Raw genomic sequence first — 19,333 nt, 5'->3', positions numbered from 1 at the left:
CCTGCGGTCACCCGCCGCAGGCCACAAAAAAAGGGCGCCGCAGCGCCCTTTTGCAATCAAGCCGTCCTGTTAGTCCAGCGTGATATCCAAGGCCTTAATGGTCGGCCCCATGGTTTGAGCATCACGCTCGATCAGATCCGCAAACTCCTGAGGTGTGGAAGGTTCGATCTGAATACCGAAGTCCACGAACTTCTTGACCACTGACTCTTCTTTCAGCACCGCCGTCAATTGTTCGGTCAGACGGGCCACGTCTTCCTCAGGCGTACCGGCTTTGGCCGAAATGCCCCACCAGATGGTGAACGCCACATTGGGGATACCGGCTTCTGCAATCGTCGGCACGTCTGGACGCAAAGGGCTGCGCTCGGTCGTGGCGGCCGCAATCGAACGCAAACGGCCATCTTCCAGGAAACCGCGGCTGCCCGTCAGCACATCAAAAATAAAGTCGATCTGGCCGCTCACCGCGTCAATCAAAGCGGGACCAGCGCCTTTGTAAGGCACGTGTACCAGTCGGGCGCCGGTTTCTTTACGCAGCATCTCGCCCAGCAGGTGAGTCCCCGTCCCCATCCCCGGCGAACCGTACGTCAGCTCCTGTTTCTGGCCCGCGGCCACCAGATCCTGAACCGTCTTGAAGGGGCTGTCTTTATTGACCAGCAGGAACACCGGCGCCTTGGCGGCCAGCGTCATGGGGATCAGGTCGGTTGCCACGTCGTAATTCAGACGCTGATACAAGTGGCGATTCAAGGAATAGGCACCGCTATCAGCCAGAAACAGGACCGTACCCAAGGAGCTAGGATTGGCGTTCTTCACGACGTTCATGGCCACCTGGGCACCCGCGCCGGGGCGGTTTTCCACGATGACTTTTTGATCAAAGCGCGTGCCCATTTCCTGGGAGATCACGCGCGCGAGCTGGTCCGCCGCACCGCCCGGTGGGTAAGGCACAACCAGCGTCACATTCTTGTTTTGAGCATGGGCCTGTGCACCCAACATCAGTGCACAACACGTTGCCAACTTAAGCCATACCTTCATTGTTCTATCCCCGTTGCCCCTGTGGGCTTATTCAAAATCATTGTGAAGCACCCTTGCTCAAATTGGTGAGCCCGGCCTGTTTTATTGCTGATCGACCCGCATCCCCAAGCCGGATCAACTGTTTTGCCAACCGTATTTCCACACGTCGCAAAACGACCCCCTTTCTGTCCCGCGCCAAGGTTGGGTTTGCCCGAAGTACCACTGCGTGATGGCCTCTGACACTTCGGGTTTTTCCGGGGAAGGACAGGAATTTATAAATAATATATTGCAGTATACTGTTTGCAGGATACTAGTAATTTCACCCATGCATATCGGCTTATCGCCTTGGTGGCGCGTGAGCCGGGAGACAGATAGATCATGCACGCCCATTCCATTCCCGCTTCTGAATTGCCGCTGTTTTCAATACCCGCCACGCAGCGCACGGTACCGGCCCTGTTGCGCCTGCGCGCCGAGCGCATGGGTGATGCCCCGCTGTTCTCAGACCGTCATACCCACTACACCGGCGAACAAACCTTGCAAGTGGCCGCAGCCAGCGCCAGCCGCCTGAGCCGCGCCGGCATCAAGCGTGGCGACCGGGTCGCCCTGCTTTGCACCAACCGCCACGAATTTTTGGACATGGTGCTTGGCTGCGGCTGGCTGGGTGCCATTGTGGTGCCCATCAATACCGCCTCGCGTGGTGCCCAGTTGCAGCACATTCTGTGCAATAGCCAAGCCAGCCTGCTGGTGGTGGAAAGTGATCTGACTCCGCTGCTGGCCGATGTGGACCTTGGCGCCACTGCCGTCCAGCAAGCCTGGTTGATTCAAGGCCAGGAAGCCGCACAAACACTGGCTGTGGCCACCTGCGATCTGCCTGCTTTGGGCGATTACTGCGAGCCTGCGGATATCGGCCCTGGCGATACGCTGGCCATTCTGTACACCTCCGGCACCTCGGGCCCCTCCAAAGGTGTGCAATGCCCCCACGCCCAGTTCTACTGGTGGGGTATTTACACTGCCAGCAAACTGGGCATGAAAGCCGACGATGTGCTCTACACCTGCCTGCCCATGTTCCACACCAATGCCCTAAACACCTTCTTTCAGGCCCTGGTCAGTGACGCCTGCATGGTGGTGGACAAGCGGTTTTCAGCCAGCCGCTTCTTTGACAATCTGTGCCAGACTGGTGCCACCATTACCTATCTGCTCGGTGCCATGGTGCCCATCTTGCTGTCCAAGCCGGTCACGGCCGCAGAAAAGCAGCACAAGACCCGCATTGCCCTGGGCCCTGGCGTGCCTGAACAGTTTCATAGCCAGTTTCTGGAGCGCTGCCAGATGTACCTGCTCGATGGCTTTGGCTCCACCGAGACCAATTATGTGATGGGCCGGGGTATCCAGGAGCAGCGCAATGGTTATATGGGCCGTGTATCCGAGGGCTTTGAGGCGCTGGTAGTGGATGAAAACGACAACCCGCTGCCAGACGGTGAAGTGGGCGAGCTGTTGCTGCGCGCCGATGAACCCTATGCCTTCGCGCTGGGTTACTACGGGCAACCGGACAAGACGGTGGAGACCTGGAAAAACCTGTGGTTCCACACCGGTGACCGCGTCGTGCGTGATGCCGATGGCTACTACCGCTTTGTGGACCGTCTGAAAGACATGATTCGCCGTCGTGGTGAGAACATTTCCTCCTACGAAGTCGAACAGGCATTGGCCAGTCACCCCGCTGTCCACACCGTTGCGGTGTATGCGGCCAAGTCCGAACTGGCCGAGGACGAGGTCATGGCCATGATTGTGCTGCGTCCTGATTGCAGCGTTAGCTGCGAGGAACTGCTGCAGCATTGCGAACGCCGCCTGCCCTATTTTGCTGTCCCCCGCTTTATCGAATTTACGGATGTCTTGCCCACTACGGAAAATGGCAAGATTCAAAAATTTGCCCTGCGTGATCGCGGCATTGGTCCCAACACGTGGGACAGAGAAAAAGCGGGCTATCAGGTTCGTCGCTAAGCGCTGTTACAGGAACTGACCATGACACCTGCTTTCAACTTGAATACGGTGCGTCTGCTGGGCGCGACCGAGGTCACCTATACGCGACGCGGTCAGCTTGGCACTTCCGAGCTGCTCGCCCAGGCGTTCAAGCAGTCTCTTGCCGCAGCGGGTCTGGAGGCCGGCGAAATTGATGGCCTGGGGGTGGCCTCCTTCACCCACGCCCCTGACCGGGCTATTGATCTGGCCTGGAAGCTGGGCTTGAAGGTGAGCTGGATAATGGATGACAGCAATGGCGGCGCCAGCGGTCTGAATATTCTGCAGCACGCCATTCGCGCCGTTCAGGCAGGGGATGCCCGCTGTATAGCGATTGTGGCCGGGGATCATTTTCAGGCCAAGGATTTCCAGCAACTGGTCGAGAACTATAACCAGACGACTTATGACCATTTGCGACCTTTGGGTGCAGGCAGTCCGAATCATCGCTTTGCCATGCTGACTGCGAATCACATGCGCAAGCTGGGTTTGGAGCGAGAAGACTACGCCGCCCTGGTGATGCGTCAGCGGCTGTGGGCCGGCATGAATCCGGGTGCGGTGTATCGCAGCCCCATGAGTCTGGATGATTATATGAATGCGCCTGAAGTGGCGGACCCTTTGACGCGGCTGGATTGTGTGCCGGTGGTCGATGGCGCCAATGCCTTGATGGTGATGCGCGCGGATCATCCGGCGGCGCAGAATCAGCCTGCAATTACCGTAAGGGCGTTACGCAGTTTTCACAATATTGATGATCAGCAAGGCGATGGCTTGAGCACGGGTCTGGCGGCTTTGGCTCCGGCTTTATGGGCGGAGTCCGGCTTGAGTCCGGCGCAGATGGATGTGGTCAGTATTTATGACGACTACCCCGTCATGGTGCTGGCGCAGTTGCAGGATTTGGGCTTCTTTCAGGCCGATAACGCCAAACACTTTATTCATGAGTCGATTGCCACAGGACGTGTACCGGTAAATACCTCTGGCGGGCAATTGTCAGCGGGGCAGGCCGGGGCGGCTTGCAGCCTGCATGGACTGGTTGAGGTGATGCGTCAGTTAAGCAATCAGGCGGGGGAGCGGCAGGTGGCGCAGGCTCGCTATGGCTTGGTCACGGGTTACGGCATGGTGGAGTATCGCTATGGCATGTGCTCGACAGCGCTTGTTCTGGAGGCTTTGTAATGCATCCTTCTGTGTTTCGGTGTGTGCAGTGTGATCATCGGGTGTTTCCGGCACGGTTCTTGTGTCCCATGTGTCATGGGGATGAGTTTCTGGCTGAGGGGTGCGCGTCTGGTGTGGTGACGGAACTGACGCGTAGCGCTGCTTCTGGCGAGGAGCCAGGGGTGTATATGCTGGCAACGGTTGCCAGCGATGCAGGGCCGGTGTTGATTGCTCGAGTGCTGGATGAGGCTGTCCAGCGAGGGGATAAGGTCGCGTTGGTTCTGCGGGATGGTGGGATTTATGCGGATCTTGTGCGGGGGTAAAGGGGATCTCTCAGCGGCTTGTTTAATGGCCTTATTTGCTGAGGCTGGGGTTAGATGCCCAGTCAGTAAAGATTGGGCTGACTCACGTGTTGGAATCAGCCACGGTTCGACGCAATGAAGAAGGTGACTATAAGGCGCTGGTTCAGGGGCTGTCCGAGTGTCGGGGCTGGCAACTTGCCGGCGCTGCGCGCCGGTGCCCTGGTCAGATAATCGCTACGGGCGCCCCTTGAACTCGTCCGGTGGCTTGTCCCCCGGGCAACCCCCAAGCGTCGGACTCAAACCGCAAGGCGCTTGCACCCCTGCGCAATTATCTGCCTGCGGCAAGTCGCCTGATCCGCCCCAAACACCCGGACAGCCCCTCAATCAGCTCACAGCATCTTTTATCGGACGATTGTTGATAGGGGTGTGAATGCTCCGACTTAGTGTTCTTGACGGGCTGGCTGAGTGCGCTTTACTACACACAAGCTAAAGACGTGGGGCTTATGCGCTCAAGCCTCAAAAACTGACCTGAACACTGTCGGCACACACAACCTGCGTCCTACTCGCCTCTAAAATCGATCCCAGCGACAGGCAGAAAGATCGTTAAAGCGCTTGTGCGCCGCCCCCACATCAATCACTTTGCTGCACATAAATAGGCAGCAAGAACGATCAACGCTATTGAGCATAAAAAAACCTCAGTTGGGCCTGTGCCGAACTGAGGTTTTTTGTTTGAGCGTTGTATCCAGACTCTGGCTTTCTTCGCGGAACAACATGCTTGTTGTCCCGCTTTCAGACTGCCTGCTCTGCCTTAGCCGATCAGGCCTGGCAGGCCGATGGCAATCCAGGGCACGAACAGGACCAGGGCCAGAATGCCGATCTCGATGACTAGGAAGGGCACGGCAGCACTGTAGATGTGAGGCAAGCGGATGGACGGAGGTGCCACACTTTGCATCACGATCAGCAACAGACCAAAGGGCGGGGTCAACAAGCCGATTTCCAGTGCAATCAGAATCATCACTCCCAGCCAGACGGTGTCCACACCAGCGGCCAATGCCAAGGGCATGAAGAAGGGCAAGGCGATCATCATCATGGAGATCTGATCGAGCACCATGCCCATCACCAGCAGCACCAGCAACATGCAAATGACCAACACGAAGGGCGACAAATCATAGTCTTTGATCAAGCCCAAAAAGCCAGCGCTGGCGCCCGAAAAGCTCAACAATTGGGCAAAAGTGGTCGAGGCCGCCAGAATAAACAGGATCACCACCGATACTTTGGCCGTTTCGATCAGGCTCTTCCACAAGGCTTTGAGCGTCAGGGCGCGGTAAGCAATGGTTGCCAGCACCGAGGCGACCACGCCAATGGCTGCTGACTCTGTGGGCGAAGCCCAGCCGGCCAGCATGGAGCCCACCACCGCGATAAAGATGCCCAGCAAAGGCACCACATTCAGCACAAAGGGCTTCCACAGGGCCCAGCCCTTCAGACGCGTGGCAGGATCGTCATCGCTCATCGGTGCATCTTGCGGACGCAGGCGGCTACGCACGACCACATAGGCCAGGAAACCGGCCGCCATCAACATGCCGGGCAAAATACCGCCAATCAGCAGGCGCTCGATCGAAATGCCGGCCAGACTGCCCAGCATCACCGCCAGTGCCGAAGGCGGAATCAGCATGGCGATACCGCCCACGGCCATGATGGGGCCCATGGCCATGGTAGGGTGATAGCCGCGACGCAGCATTTCAGGCAGCATCACACCGCCCATCATGGCCGTATTGGCAATCGACGAACCCGACAGGGTGGCAAACGTCGTCCCTCCCAGAATACTGACGATGGACAATTTGCCCGGCACGCGCGAGATCATGCGTTCAATCGAGTCGATGGCCTTAAAGGCCAGACCAGTATGAAACAGCACTTCCCCCATCAAGACAAACAAGGGAATGGGGGTGAGCGAAAAACTGCCAATGGAAGCGGTAGTATTCCGTGCCCACTGAGCCAGACCGGCCGCTTCGCCCAGAAACAACCAGGCTCCCAGCAAGTTGACGGACAGAAAGGCAAATACCACCGGCGTGCCGATGGCCATCAGAAGAAAAAGCGATCCCAGCAGCAGGATCAATGCCATTTGCCATTCCATGCTCAGGCTCCTTGCGCCGCGGAACGCGAAATCAGACGACGAAAGAATTCCAGTGCCAGCAAGCCCGCCCCGAACAGCAAAGGCAGATTGAGCCACCACTCGGGAAAGATCAGCGCTTTGAAGACCATGGCGCCTTGCTCGTGCGAATCCAGCGCCACCAGGGCACATTGCCAGGCCAGTGTGCCGCAAACACCCAGTCCAAGCAGGTTCGAGAGCAGATCCAGACCGCGCTGGGCAGAAGCTGGCAAGGTGTTGAACAGCACATCAATACGAATATGACCGCCCAGGTACAGCACCCAGGGGGCTGCCACAAAGGTGGCGATAATCAGCATGTACTCGGTCACCTCCACGCTGGTCGAGAGCGCGTCGTAACCCAGGTTTCGCAATATCACGTCAGCACAGACCAGCAGGCTCATCAGCCCGAAAGTCACGGCTGCCACGGCACCGCAGGTATGCATTAAAAGGGCGTAAGGACGCCCCCACGTCGGGTTGGAAGGCTGGCCTTCCGGGGCTGTTGCAGCAGACATCGCGTCTTCTCCGCAGGTCAAGGATCACTGAAAGGGCGGGCATCATATCGCCCGTAGGGCGCCATCAAAAAGTGGACACTGTCCGCAAGGGGGCAATGTCCACTGTCCAACAGCGTCAACAACTATCTGCGTTAAGGCTGGTAACCACCAAACAGTTCACGCAGTTGCGCGGCGTATTTGGGGCTGGATTTGTCGATGCCGGCCCAACCAGCTTCATACGCCTTGGTTCGCAAGGCACGAGCAACGTCCGGCTCCAGAACCAGCGCCTGCACACCGGCCTGCTCAGTGGCGGCTTTTTCCTCCACCGCCATCTGGTGTTCAGTCACGTTTTGCGACTCCATCCACTCGATCTGTTTGCGCATGAAGGCTTTTTGCTCTTCATCCAGTTTTTCCCAGCTCTTCTGGTTCATGAAGAAACCCACTTCCACGTTATAGAAGCCGGGTTCAACACGGTATTTGGTTTTTTCATGCCAGCCCATTTCCATCACACCCACTGACGGCCAGCCATACCCGTCCACCACGCCACGCTCCAACGCGGTATAGACCTCGCCGGGTGGAATCTGCAAGGGAGTAGCACCGATTTCACGGAAGAAAGACAGGTACACCGGCACGCCACGCAGCTTAAAGCCCGACAGGTCCGCCGAAGTCACCGGCTTGTTGGTGTAGATGTGGTATTGCAGGCCATCGGTAGTGCGGGCCAGCCAGGTGATATTGGCTTTTTCACGATGAATCTTGTCCATCAGCTCGTAGCCGCCATTCTGGCGCAGCTCGCTCATGGGTTTTTCCGTCAGCGTCAGGGCCAGCGCCTCTGGCACCAGGTTGGCATGAAAGACAGCGGTTGTATTGGCAAAATCGATCACGCCCGAACGCAGGGCATTGCCGACCTCAAAAGGAGGAATGGCTTCCGGGCCACCAATGACGTTGATCTGTACCAAGCCCTTGCCTTCTGCGTTGACCTTGTCAACGAATTGCTTGAACCGCTTGGTAAAGAAGGTGTCCATCGTAAAGACAGATACCGCCTTGAGCGTGACTTCCGCCGCCTGCGCGCCAGCCATTCCCAATGCCAGCAACGCTGCTGCCACCACTCGAGTTGTTTTATGAACCATGACGGAACTTCCGCAGTAAGGTTTATTGATTATGAAATTTTAGTTTAGATATAAATATATCAATAATCAATTATTTATGAGTCGGGGTTTTCACTAGGCCGGCAGATCCCCTGCCGGTACTCAGGAGTCCACGCCGCGCCGTGCCTGCTCGGCATCCGCCTGCGGTATCATCACAGACTTCAAGTTTTATTGGCTAAAAGGTATTACTGATGACATTTTCCGCTGTGCTGTTTGATTGTGACGGTGTGCTGGTAGACAGCGAGCCCATCACGGTTCGCGTGCTGCGGGACATGTTGCAAGAGGAAGGCTGGGTGATGAGCTACGAACAGTGCTACGACTGGTTCATTGGCAAAGCCCTGCCCGACGAGCTGCCGACCGTGCGAAAAATGACGGGTAAGGACCTGGATATGGAATGGGTGATGGCCTTTCGCATGCGCCGCAACCATGCCTTGAGCAATGAAGTCATGGCCATTCCCGGCATCCAGGACACTCTGGATGCCATTTTGCGCGACAAGCCCGGCATGATTGCCTGTGCCTCCGGGGCAGACCGAGCCAAACTGGTACTGCAACTGGGACAAACGGGACTGCTGGATTATTTTGGCAGCCATATCTATAGCGGCGCCGAGACCCCCCGCAACAAGCCTTACCCGGATGTGTATCTGGCCGCTGCGCAGGGTTTGGGTGTAGACCCCAAGGAATGTCTGGTCGTGGAAGACAGTGTTACAGGCGCGACAGCAGGCCTGGCCGCCGGGGCGACTGTCTTGGGTTACTGCCCGGTCCCCGATAAACAAGAAGATCTGCGCCGCCTTGGCGTGCGGGACACCTTCCGTCGTATGGATGAATTACCGGCCTTGATCGCCAGGCTGGAGCACGAACGCGTACAGGGTTAAACCTTCATGCAGCCATGAAAAAGGCGCGGCGTAGCGAGCCGGGCTCAAAAACGACGTGTGCCCTTTCTTTTTCGGGACTCCTCGCTTCTACCGTGCCTTCCTGTCCGTGGCTTAATCTTCCAGATGGAAGGTATGCAAAATACGATGCATCACGGGCGTAATAATCAGCCCGAACGTGGCGACCAGCACCAGACTGATATATGCGCCATAAATCGCAAAAAAAACTTTGCCAGCCCAGGTCTCGGGCAGAGCCATGGGGCCAAGTCCCCCCACCATCATGGCTGCATTCAAGGCCGCATCGTGCCAGGGCACATTCTCTTCAAACCACATATGGCCCAGTGCACCCAGCATCAGGGAAAAAGTTACAAAAACGATACCAATCAAGGTATGCATCAACAGGCGTTTGGCAAACTGCCAACCCGTAATCAAGGGCTGATCGCGTGACTCGTACATATCATTAAAACGTCTCGGTCTGAACCGTCAAAGAACCCAACCACTGGCTGACCTGCAAGGACAGGGCATCGGCAGCCTGCCCAAAAGCATCAACCACCTCAGGCACCGCCGTGCCGTCCACCTCCTGCTGAACCACAAATCGACGGGTCTGGATCAACTGGCCAGAACGCTGGTCACGCAACAAGGCATCAAGCTGAATGCGTACCCGTGGCGCACCCTGTACATACTCGACCTGGAAGGCTCCCAAGGTACCTCCCAGCTCGATATCGGCAATCACGGACTCGCCTTCCAGCACCACGGCCCGGAACTGTGCGGCGTCACGCAAGCCATCGGCCAGACGATTGCGCAGCAGGGCAGGCGCATCATCCCCCCATCGCACGCCTTTATACGCGCTTAATTCGTTGCCTTGAGGCAAAACTGTAATACGCGAACTGGCCAGCAAACGATCCGCATGAGGGCGATTGACCTGAATAATCAATTGCTTGTGCGATGCACCGGCTTGCTGGGCGCTCAGTGCTGCCGCCGGAAGCTGATAGTAGGTCAGGGGCTCGGACTGAGGCAGAACCGAGCAGGCCGTAGACAAGGCGGCCAGACCAACTACCGATGCCTTTAGCAAACGATGCACAATCGTGGGCATCATGGTGTGAACTCCTGTAATTTGTCGCGACCCAAGAGGTAACCGGTCGGATTTTCTTCCAGACGGGAGGTAACGGCCCGGAACCCGGCCAGTACCTGCCGCAACTCACGCAAGGCAGGCTCGATCTCGGTCAAACCCTGGGCCCCGCGGCCAATAGCGGCCGAGTTCTGTTCCAGCAGCTTGTTCAGGCTTTGAGTGGCGCGGCTGAAATCTTCCATGGATTTCTGAATCGCATTCATGGCCTGCGTACCCTGACGATCCACCAGCCCCTGTGTGGACGAGAGCAGGCGAGTAGCCTGTTCGCTGGCCTGGGACAGCTCTTTTACCAGGGCCGGCACGCCTTCACTGGCCTTCGAGAGCTGCCCCATCAAGGCTTCCAGCTGTTGCAAACTGGCAGAAAGCGATAATGAGTTCTCGGACGACAAGAAGGTATTGGCATTATCCAGCAGCCGGGAGATCTGTGCCATCAGCTCCTCGCCCCCGGCCATTAATTGAGCCAGTGGAGAGGGCGAGGCCACAATGGTAGGCAAGCCGTCATCCTGGGCCTCCAGCAAGGGACTGTTAGGCGTGCCGCCGCTAAGCTCAATCACGGACTGGCCGGTAATGCCGGCCAGCGCCAGGCGAGCCTGGGTATCTTCGTGAATCGGGATCGCAGCCTGAATCGTCACTTGCGCCCGCACACGCTGCAAATCATTCGGGTCCAGGCGCAAATGCCGCACCTCGCCCACACGCAAGCCGTTGTATTGCACGGCACTGCCACGTGACAAGCCACGCACACCTTCCAGAAAGACAATATCGTAATCACGGGTCTCGGCATCCTGCCCCGACTTGGCCAGCCAAAGCGAGAAAAAGACAGCAGCGATCGCCACTACCAAGGTAAAGACCCCGATCAATACATGATGGGCACGCGGTTCCATTAACAATGCTCCTGACGACGGCTTTGGGCCTGTTGGGCGGCCCGTCCCCGTGGACCGTGGAAATATTCCCGAATCCAGTCGTTATCAACCTGCTCTACATGGGCCAGCGTGTCGTTGACCAACACACGCTTTTGCGCCAGCACGGCGACCCGGTCACAAATGGTGTAGAGCGTATCCAGATCGTGTGTAACCAGAAAAACGGTCAGACCCAACGCATCGCGCAAGGTCAGAATAAGCTGGTCAAAATCCCCCGCGCCCACAGGGTCCAGACCGGCCGTGGGTTCGTCCAGAAACAGGATTTCCGGATCGAGTGCCAGGGCACGCGCCAAGGCGGCGCGCTTGATCATGCCGCCAGACAGCTCGGCCGGATATTTGGTCGCCGCATTGGCGGGCAAACCGGCCAGTGCCATTTTCATGGCGGCGATATGCTCGGCCGATGAGCGGGACAGACCGATATGCTCGATCAAGGGCATCGCAATATTCTCGACCACGGTCAGCGAGGAAAACAGTGCCCCTTGCTGGAACAGGACCCCTAGACGGCGCTCCAGCCGCGAACGGTCTTCGGGCGACAGAGAACCGATTTCCTGATCAAAAATGCGAACCGTGCCCCCATTGGGTGGGCGCAAACCTAAAATGGCGCGCAGCAGTACCGACTTACCCGTACCGGAGCCCCCCACCACGCCGACGATCTCACCGGGGTAGACGTCCATATCCAAATGCTCATGCACGACGTGATCGCCAAAGCGATTGTCCAGATCACGCACTTGAATAATGGGACGAACGGCAGCCTCTACCATCCCATCTCCATAAAGAACAGCGCGGCCAAGGCATCGATCAAAATGACGATAAAGATGGATTGCACCACGGCCGAGGTGGTGTGCTCGCCCACAGACTGGGCGCTGCCAGTGACCTTGAACCCTTCCTGACAGCCGATGACCGCGATCAGAAACGCGAAGATCGGCGCCTTGGCCATGCCCAGCACAAAGTGTCGCAAATCAATATCCTGATTGAAGATATTGATGAACATGGTCGGCGAGATATCCAAAATCAGGGCGCACACCAGTGCGCCACCAAAAATCCCCGCCAGCATGCCCACAAAGGTCAGGATAGGCATGGCCAACAACATGGCCAGCACCCGGGGGATGACCAGAATCAGCATGGGATTCAGCCCCTGGGCGCGCAGAGCATCAATTTCTTCATTCGCCTTCATGGAGCCAATTTGCGCGGTAAAGGCGCTGGCAGTACGACCCGCCATCAAAATGGCCGTCAGTAGCACCGCGAACTCTCGCAGGAAGGAAAAACCGACCAGGTTGACGGTGTAGATCGTGGCGCCAAAATCCGCCAGCACCGTCGCGCCCAGAAAGGCGATCACTGCACCGACCAAAAACGTCAGCAGGGCCACGATGGGCACTGCATTAAATGCAGTTTCCTCCAGTTGCGCCACAATCGAGGTCACCCGCCACTGACTGGGCCGCAGCAGATTGCGGATCAGCGTTTCCAGCGTCAGGCCGATGAAACCCAGGAGCTCGCGCATATTGCGCGAAATGTGGACCATGGACAGGCCCACCCGCTCGAACAGATCCGTGATGCCCCAGCGGGGCGCAACCAGATGGCGCTGATCCATGCGACTCATCGCCTTGGCGACGGTTTGCAATAACTGATGGCGCTCTTTGGACAAGCCTTGGGCCGTATCCAGAGCCACCTGCACACGCTCGGCTCCGAGCCACTCGCACAGCACCTGAGCACCGGTGGTATCCAGCGACTTCAAGGCGCTGAAATCCAAGGACCACGGGCCCTGCTTGTCACCGATCGAGCGCAAACTGCTTTGCAACGCTTCGTAGTGACGCAAGGACCAGTCGCCTAGCAATTGCAGCTGACCAGAGGAGTCTGTACGGACATACAGAGACGCAGACGTATTCATGCGCATAGTCTAATGGATTTGCGCTGACCGCTTCCATAGCGCCAACTACTTTTTCATGCTTTGTGGATAATTAAACGGGCTGTAAGCAAGTCAGGCAATCAGGCAACATTTCTGCTATATAAATCCGTCCGTCCAGCGCGGTGGTCAAACCATGCCCATACACGCCCTGCACCCGACAACGCCCCAGCAAGATGCCCGAATCCGGATCAAACCGTGACAGGCTCGCGGTCTGGTCGCTGACCAGAACGGAACCGTCGGTTTGTACGGCCACGGCCATTGGCTTGTACAAGGGGCGCAGTTCCCCCAGATAACGACCTTGTACATCCAGATGCTGGACGCGATTGTTTTCACGGTCAGCCACCCAGACCGAACCGTCCGCCGCGCCGGCCAGCATATGTGGCGTGCTGAACTGCAAAGGCCCCGGGCCCGGCGCGCCCAGCGCAGCCAGCCACTGACGCTGCGGGTCAAAGCGATGCACCACGGTATTGCCATAGCCATCGCTTACCCACAAGCCTCCCCCTGCACATTCAATCGCATGGGTGGGGTGGTTGAACGGTTCCTGCCAACGCGGCTGCTCCGGCATGCCCAGCCGCCATTGCTCATGGCCCTGGCCGTCCAGAGCAACAACCTGATGCCCATCGACATCCGTCACCAACACGCCGCCCTGCGGACGGGCGCTGATGTGATGCGGGCACAGCATATCGTCCAATGGCCAGCGGGCCGATACCTGTCCATCCGGAGTGAGCACCAGCACACTGGCCGGACGGCGCAGCAACGCCGCAATACGCCCATCAGAGAGCACCGCCACGCTGGTGATGCTGCCCACATCGGCCTGCGTCCAGGCGCGCTCCACTTTATAGCGTTGCGCTCCCAGGCTGACATAAGCCATAGTCATCCCCCCCTTTACATCGCGTTAGGCAAGACCATGACGATTTGCGGGAAGATCGTCACCAATACGGTGGCCAGCACCAGCAACAAGAAAAAGGGGAAGGCCATGCGCACCAGCTCAAACAGGTTACGGCCGGTAATCCCCTGAATCACGAACAGATTGAAACCGATGGGCGGAGTGATCTGGGCCATTTCCACAGTCAAAATCAGATAGACGCCAAACCAGATCGGGTCGATACCGGCCGCCATCACAGCGGGCAACAAGACCGACGTGGTCAGCACCACAATGGAAATGCCATCCAGAAAGGCGCCCAGAATGACGAAAAACACCGTCAAGACGGCAATCAGGGCGTATTGGCTCAAACCCAAGGAACCAATCCAGGCAGCCAGATTGGCAGGCAGGCCGGTAAAGCTCATGGCGCTGGTCAGGTAGGCGGCCCCGATCAAAATAAAGGAGATCATGCACGAGGTGCGCGCAGCGCCTAACAAGCTGGCCGTAAAGGTTTTCCAATTCAGGGAACGCCCCACCGCGGCAATAAGCAAGGAACCAATGACACCGAGCACAGCCGCTTCCGTGGCCGTTGCAATACCACCGTAAATTGAACCGATCACAGCCACAATCAACAAGACCACCGGCAAGAGCAGACGCAGGCGCCGTACTTTCTCACCCAGGCTTAATTGCTCGGTTGCCGCCGGCACCCGATCCGGATGACGTATGGACCAGATTGCGATGTAGGCCGAAAACAGGCACATCAACAAGATACCGGGCAATACCCCGGCCACAAACAGGCGGATGATGGAAACCTGAGCGGCCACGGCGTACACAATCATCACGATCGAGGGGGGAATCAGCAGGCCCAGGGTACCGGCGCCGGCCAGTGAGCCGATACTGATGCTGTCGTCATAGCCTCGTGCTTTAAGCTCGGGCAAGGAGATGCGGCCAATGGTGGCAGCCGTGGCGGCCGAGGAACCACTGACTGCCGCGAAAATGCCGCAACCCAAGGTATTGACATGAACCAGACGACCCGGCAAACGCTGCACCCACGGCCCCAGCCCGCTGAACATATCTTCCGCCAGCCGGGTCCGATACAGAATCTCCCCCATCCAGATAAACAAGGGCAGGGCCGTCAGAGCCCAACTGGCCGAGGAGTCCCAGGCTTTGGTGGCAAAAATAATGCCCGCCGGTGCATCCGCATACAAAAAAATAGACAAGATACCGCAAGCGATCAGGACCAGCGCCACCCACACGCCACTGGCCAGCAAGGCAAGCAGAGCCACAAACAAGACGATTGCCTGAGATAAATCAGCCATGTTCCGTTGCCTCCAATTCTTGGCCCTGAACCACACGCAGCAGACGCCGCAACAACATCAGGGTCAGCAGACCCAAACCAACAGGCATGCCCAGCTGGGGAATCCACAGGGGCACCGCGACCATGCCCTGAGCGACTTCCTTGTACACAAAGGACTCATACACAAAATGGGCCGTCTCCCAGGTACACCAGGCGGCCAGCAACAGCCCAATCAGCGTGGCCAACAATTCGTAAGGGCGCCTGAGGTGATCGGGGATCACCTGCAACAACAAAGAGACGCGGATATGATCGCCCTGCAGCATGGCGTAGGGCAGCGCCAGAAAAATCGACGCTGCCATAAACCATCCTGCGAAGTCGTCCGACGCCGGTATTTGCATGGAGAACAGGCGCGCCACAATCTGCGCCGTCACCACTACCCCGATCAGGCAAAGAAAGAGTGCGGCCAGTGCGCCGCATACTCTGGCCATACGCTCCAGCACAATCATGGACGCACTCCTGATTTAGGGCTGACGGTAAGTATCAAGCAGCTTCTGGCCGTCGGCCCCTGCTTTCTTCAGCCATTCTTCGGTCATGGTCTGGCCGATAGCCTGCAACTGCGCAGCCAGCTTGTCGCTGAGCGGGCCGACCACCATGCCTTTATCGGCCATGGTCTGGGTCAGCTTGGAAGTCTGTTCACGCGACATCGCCCAGCCACGCTGCTCAGCCCGTTCCCCAGCTTCCAGCACGGCTTTTTGCACGCTCTCGGGCAGGCGTTGGAACGCGCGCTTATTCACAATCACAAAGCTTTGCGGAATGAACACCTGCGCGTCGTAGTAATACTTCACGTAGTCCCAGGCCTGTGAATCCACGCCCGTGGCCGGCGAGGTCAGCATGGCATCAATAATGCCGGTAGAAAATGCCTGTGGCACCTCAGGTGTTTGCACGGTGGTGGGCACCGCCCCCATCAAGGAAACCAGGCGACTGGTGGCCGGACTGTAGGCACGGAAACGGACGCCAGCCAGATCCGAGAGCTGCTCCACCGGTTGTTTGGTGTAAATGCCTTGTGGAGGCCAGGGGGAGCCATAGACCAGCACGATGCCTTGCTTGTCCAGGCGCTCGGCCAGAAACGGACGGGTGGCTTTCCACAGCTTTTCCGACTGGTCAAAGGATGAGGCCAGGAAAGGCACGCTGTCGACTTCAAACAAAGGATCTTCGTTGCCGATGGCCGCCACCAGCATCTCCCCGGCCTGCACCACACCTTGCTGAACGCCACGCTTGACCTCGGGACGCTTGAGCAGCACCGAGTTCGATTGCACATTGATATTCAACTCGCCATTGGTCGCCGCTTTGATATCGGCCGCGAACTCACGCGCATTCTGTGTCAGAAAGTTGTTGTCAGGCTGCTCGGTGCTCATGTTCCAGTTGGTGGCCGCCTGCGCGGTCCCTGCCAACGCCAGTACGCAAGCCATGGAAAGTAATTTTTTAATCATGATGTCGCTTCTCCCAAGAATTGAGGTGATAGCCGTCTTATGAACGGCTCGCATTCAGATCCCGTGACTGCAGATCCCACAACAAAGAAAACTCGGATACATCGTTCGTTGCCACGCCCAGATCCTGCTGCAAGCGGGCGGCCAAGACATGCGCAGCCTCCGGGGTGGTCAGATCCGCCACCAGATACGGGTCCAAACGACGCTGCTGCGTATCTTCGGACGGCAGGGGGGTCGAGAGCTCGGGATCAGGCGTGAGCACACGCAAGGCCACCAAACCATCCACCTGTTCCAGATAGGCCGCACTGTGACGGGCCAGGCTTTGCTGATGTGCACGTTCAGGCAGACGCACCAGCAAAACATGTGAGCCCGTACCGGCCCCGCCCAGCACGCTCACCGCCATCACGCGGCGCTGGGTATTGCTCATGCGCGCAAAGTTGGTATTGGACCAGTCTGTCTGCTGCTCAAATGCTTTTCGATATTCGGGGGTACCAAAGACCCGCAGGGACTCGGTGCGATACAGGGCCAGATACTTGCGCCCGACCCCTTGACGCACATAACGTCGCGACCATTGAAAGCCCGGTATGGCCGCACGCTCGGCCATGTGCTCGCGCTCATACCATTGATTGAAATCCCGCTCATGTTCCGGGGCGATATCTGTCCAGATGAACAACTCCCCCGGCGCATCACGATCCGTACGAAAAATAGCAGACACGACAGCTCTCCCGAATCAAAGTCATTGCACACGCTTTGTGGGAGTGTCCAACGGCTGCCGGGCAGAGACCAAACGGTTTATTTCAACCTGGAGCAATCGGAAAAAGCGATCAGTTCTAGCGAATGGCGCGAGATATAGCTTATCAAGCAAGCGCGGCGGTCGTACACCTGTACGGGCAAGGGGAAAACCCTCAAAGGCTAGATGGCAAAAACACGCGTGTCTGGCGGGGGTAAAGCCAGACCTGGATGCTCGGCAGCAAAATGATGCATGCGCTCCAGCGCTACCCCAATGACGGCCTGAGCCGTTTGCGTCAAGGGATCGGGTCGCCAACTGGCCACCAGACGCAAGTCCGGCAAGGCATGCTCACAGACGATTTCCTGATACAGCCCACTGTTGAGCTGCCGACTGACCGCCGCCAGGGGCAAGGTCGCAATACTGGGTTGCGCCTCGATCAGTTGCATGCTGGCGGCAATGGAAGATACATAATGAATCCGGGCCTGATCTACCGGCAAGGGGTCAAGCAACTGCACCAAGGCCAGATGGGGCTGCGAGCCGCGAGGGAAGGTGACCAAGGGCCAGCGTTGGACCAACTCCTGCAAGCCACTACGGACCGGCATGCTCTCATCGGCCATGCACACCCAGCCCATACGCATCGACCCCATGGGCAGATTGCGTATGCCATCGCCCATGATGGGATCGGTCTGCAAGGCCACATCAATCGTTCCGCGTTTGAGCAGGTCATGAAGGCGCAACGTGGATTCAGCAGTCAGCTCAATTTCCAGTTCGGGATACAGGGCATGCAATTGGCGAATCAGGTCCTTGAACCAGGTATGCACAATGGACTCGACCACCCCCAGACGCACACGGCCGCTCAAGCGGCTGGAACCTGCCAGGGCCTCGCGCAGATCGTGCTCCATGCCCAGCATCTGCTCGGCGTACTGCATCAGTTTTCGCCCGGCGGGAGTCAAACGCAAATCCCGATGACCGCGCTCAAACAGGGTTTTCTGAAACTCGCTCTCCAGGGCTGCAATCCGTCCCGACACCGCAGCCTGCGTCAAATGCTGCTTGTTCGCGGCCGCCCGAAAACTGCCCAAGCGAGCAATCCAGATGAAGGTTTCCAAAAAACGAATATTCATGCACCTGTCCTTTCTGAGCCCATCATGGCGGCAAGATGATATTGGCTCCGCTGTTCACAGGGAACGGACACAATCAAGCCAGCACCATCACCGACAAAAGCCTGGGGCGACAACCTATGGCCATGCGCTCGGCCCGCCACAATCTGCGCATGCCGCAGCAAGGACACGTGCGGTCGAAAAGGGCGCGGAGGCTGTGCCCAGCCCAGCCCGGTCAAGCTGGACCAGATTGCCTCATGCCACTGTTGCAGGGCATCCAGAGCCTGCTTTTGCGAGTCGTCAGGACCGGCCCACACCACCCTGGGCTTTTCAAACACATCCCGTACGGTCAGATCCAGCTTGATATCCGGCACCGTCCATCCAGCCATTCGTGTCGCCAAGGACTGCAGCGCCGACACGGGGCTGCTATCGAGAAAAGCCAGGGTTAAGTGAAAGTGATCAGACTGCATCATCCGTCCACCATACAGGGCCTGGGCCTGACGGGCCTGTTCGGCCAGCCAGGCCCGGGTTTGCGTATTGGGCCACCAGCCGATGAACGCACGCATAGCGTGTTCGGTATCGCACTGCTTCAGGTCCAGAATGGGCAAGGGAATCGTCATCAGCACACCCTCAAACAAGGCAGGTTAAACAAGAATGGGCAGGCTCAGGCCACCCCCTCAGTGACAGCGCACACCTCTCGCTTTACCCCATCGTAGCGCTGTCCGCGCAAAATTCCGGTGAAAGCCCACCGACAGCCAGAGTCACGGGCAAAGGGAAATAGCCGGTTCTTCGCAAGG

General features: G+C 57.9%; 20 protein-coding genes. 4 read left to right on the top strand and 16 right to left on the bottom strand.

The features are described from left to right. Positions 1–69: 69 nt before the first annotated feature. Positions 70–1,026: a Bug family tripartite tricarboxylate transporter substrate binding protein gene (locus RSQ48_RS00960; RefSeq protein ID WP_039944036.1), complete on the bottom strand. Its 957-nt coding sequence runs from the start codon at positions 1,024–1,026 to the stop codon at positions 70–72. Positions 1,027–1,383: 357 nt separating this feature from the next. Between RSQ48_RS00960 and RSQ48_RS00955 the strand changes: the two genes are divergently transcribed. From RSQ48_RS00955 to RSQ48_RS00945, 3 genes are read left to right on the top strand one after another with little or no spacing between them, the layout of a single operon-like run. Next, positions 1,384–3,000, top strand: coding sequence for an ATP-dependent acyl-CoA ligase (locus RSQ48_RS00955; RefSeq protein ID WP_003804897.1), 1,617 nt, complete (start codon positions 1,384–1,386; stop codon positions 2,998–3,000). Positions 3,001–3,021: 21 nt separating this feature from the next. Next, entirely contained in the window at positions 3,022–4,182 is a 1,161-nt protein-coding gene (locus RSQ48_RS00950; protein ID WP_415302053.1) for a thiolase family protein, read from the top strand. Further along, positions 4,182–4,484 carry a hypothetical protein gene (locus RSQ48_RS00945; protein ID WP_003804901.1) on the top strand — a complete coding sequence of 101 codons (303 nt, stop codon included), beginning with the start codon at positions 4,182–4,184 and terminating at the stop codon, positions 4,482–4,484. Before RSQ48_RS00950 ends, RSQ48_RS00945 begins: the two co-directional genes overlap by 1 nt. 787 nt (positions 4,485–5,271) lie before the next feature. On the opposite strand, the gene RSQ48_RS00940 is transcribed toward RSQ48_RS00945, so the two are convergent. The 3 genes from RSQ48_RS00940 to dctP form a co-directional block, all read right to left on the bottom strand. After that, entirely contained in the window at positions 5,272–6,594 is a 1,323-nt protein-coding gene (locus tag RSQ48_RS00940) for a TRAP transporter large permease (RefSeq protein WP_131071161.1), read from the bottom strand. A gap of 2 nt (positions 6,595–6,596) precedes the next feature. Next, positions 6,597–7,121, bottom strand: a complete 525-nt coding sequence (locus RSQ48_RS00935) for a TRAP transporter small permease (protein WP_003804904.1) — start codon at positions 7,119–7,121, stop codon at positions 6,597–6,599. A gap of 131 nt (positions 7,122–7,252) precedes the next feature. Further along, positions 7,253–8,227: a TRAP transporter substrate-binding protein DctP gene (gene dctP, locus RSQ48_RS00930; protein ID WP_039944037.1), complete on the bottom strand. Its 975-nt coding sequence runs from the start codon at positions 8,225–8,227 to the stop codon at positions 7,253–7,255. Positions 8,228–8,436: 209 nt separating this feature from the next. On the opposite strand from dctP, the gene RSQ48_RS00925 reads away from it, so the two are divergent. Beyond that, the gene (locus RSQ48_RS00925; protein WP_003804908.1) at positions 8,437–9,117 is read left to right on the top strand and encodes an HAD family hydrolase; all 681 of its coding nucleotides are present in this window, start codon (positions 8,437–8,439) and stop codon (positions 9,115–9,117) included. A gap of 111 nt (positions 9,118–9,228) precedes the next feature. On the opposite strand, the gene RSQ48_RS00920 is transcribed toward RSQ48_RS00925, so the two are convergent. The 12 genes from RSQ48_RS00920 to thpR all read right to left on the bottom strand — a co-directional run bounded on the left by RSQ48_RS00920 (position 9,229) and on the right by thpR (position 19,156). Further along, on the bottom strand, positions 9,229–9,570 hold the full coding sequence (locus RSQ48_RS00920) for a hypothetical protein (protein ID WP_003804912.1): 342 nt from the start codon (positions 9,568–9,570) through the stop codon (positions 9,229–9,231). Positions 9,571–9,574: 4 nt separating this feature from the next. Then, entirely contained in the window at positions 9,575–10,210 is a 636-nt protein-coding gene (locus RSQ48_RS00915; protein WP_003804913.1) for an ABC-type transport auxiliary lipoprotein family protein, read from the bottom strand. Then, positions 10,207–11,124 carry an MlaD family protein gene (locus tag RSQ48_RS00910; RefSeq protein WP_003804915.1) on the bottom strand — a complete coding sequence of 306 codons (918 nt, stop codon included), beginning with the start codon at positions 11,122–11,124 and terminating at the stop codon, positions 10,207–10,209. Before RSQ48_RS00910 ends, RSQ48_RS00915 begins: the two co-directional genes overlap by 4 nt. Further along, positions 11,124–11,921, bottom strand: coding sequence for an ABC transporter ATP-binding protein (locus RSQ48_RS00905; RefSeq protein ID WP_003804918.1), 798 nt, complete (start codon positions 11,919–11,921; stop codon positions 11,124–11,126). Before RSQ48_RS00905 ends, RSQ48_RS00910 begins: the two co-directional genes overlap by 1 nt. Continuing rightward, positions 11,915–13,051 carry an ABC transporter permease gene (locus RSQ48_RS00900; RefSeq protein WP_415302052.1) on the bottom strand — a complete coding sequence of 379 codons (1,137 nt, stop codon included), beginning with the start codon at positions 13,049–13,051 and terminating at the stop codon, positions 11,915–11,917. The genes RSQ48_RS00905 and RSQ48_RS00900 overlap by 7 nt, the downstream gene beginning before the upstream one ends. A gap of 64 nt (positions 13,052–13,115) precedes the next feature. After that, the gene (locus tag RSQ48_RS00895; protein ID WP_336580026.1) at positions 13,116–13,934 is read right to left on the bottom strand and encodes a peptidylglycine monooxygenase; all 819 of its coding nucleotides are present in this window, start codon (positions 13,932–13,934) and stop codon (positions 13,116–13,118) included. A 14-nt stretch (positions 13,935–13,948) separates the two neighbouring features. Then, a complete protein-coding gene (locus tag RSQ48_RS00890) occupies positions 13,949–15,244 on the bottom strand; it encodes a TRAP transporter large permease (protein ID WP_131071158.1) in 1,296 nt (431 codons plus the stop codon). Beyond that, on the bottom strand, positions 15,237–15,728 hold the full coding sequence (locus RSQ48_RS00885; RefSeq protein ID WP_415302051.1) for a TRAP transporter small permease: 492 nt from the start codon (positions 15,726–15,728) through the stop codon (positions 15,237–15,239). Before RSQ48_RS00885 ends, RSQ48_RS00890 begins: the two co-directional genes overlap by 8 nt. 15 nt (positions 15,729–15,743) lie before the next feature. Then, a complete protein-coding gene (locus tag RSQ48_RS00880) occupies positions 15,744–16,712 on the bottom strand; it encodes a TRAP transporter substrate-binding protein (protein WP_415302050.1) in 969 nt (322 codons plus the stop codon). 37 nt (positions 16,713–16,749) lie between these two features. Beyond that, positions 16,750–17,424 (bottom strand): DUF4286 family protein, encoded by a 675-nt coding sequence (locus RSQ48_RS00875; RefSeq protein WP_003804927.1) that lies wholly within the window; start codon positions 17,422–17,424, stop codon positions 16,750–16,752. A gap of 197 nt (positions 17,425–17,621) precedes the next feature. Beyond that, the gene (locus RSQ48_RS00870) at positions 17,622–18,560 is read right to left on the bottom strand and encodes a LysR family transcriptional regulator (RefSeq protein WP_003804930.1); all 939 of its coding nucleotides are present in this window, start codon (positions 18,558–18,560) and stop codon (positions 17,622–17,624) included. Beyond that, positions 18,557–19,156 (bottom strand): RNA 2',3'-cyclic phosphodiesterase, encoded by a 600-nt coding sequence (thpR, locus tag RSQ48_RS00865; protein WP_415302049.1) that lies wholly within the window; start codon positions 19,154–19,156, stop codon positions 18,557–18,559. Before thpR ends, RSQ48_RS00870 begins: the two co-directional genes overlap by 4 nt. Positions 19,157–19,333: the final 177 nt, after the last annotated feature.

Source organism: Alcaligenes sp. SJTW-7, from assembly GCF_047716895.1.
In the GTDB taxonomy this organism is placed as follows: domain Bacteria; phylum Pseudomonadota; class Gammaproteobacteria; order Burkholderiales; family Burkholderiaceae_B; genus Alcaligenes; species Alcaligenes ammonioxydans.
Note: the sequence above shows the minus strand (reverse complement) of the source record. Positions and strands in the feature narration are given on the sequence as shown.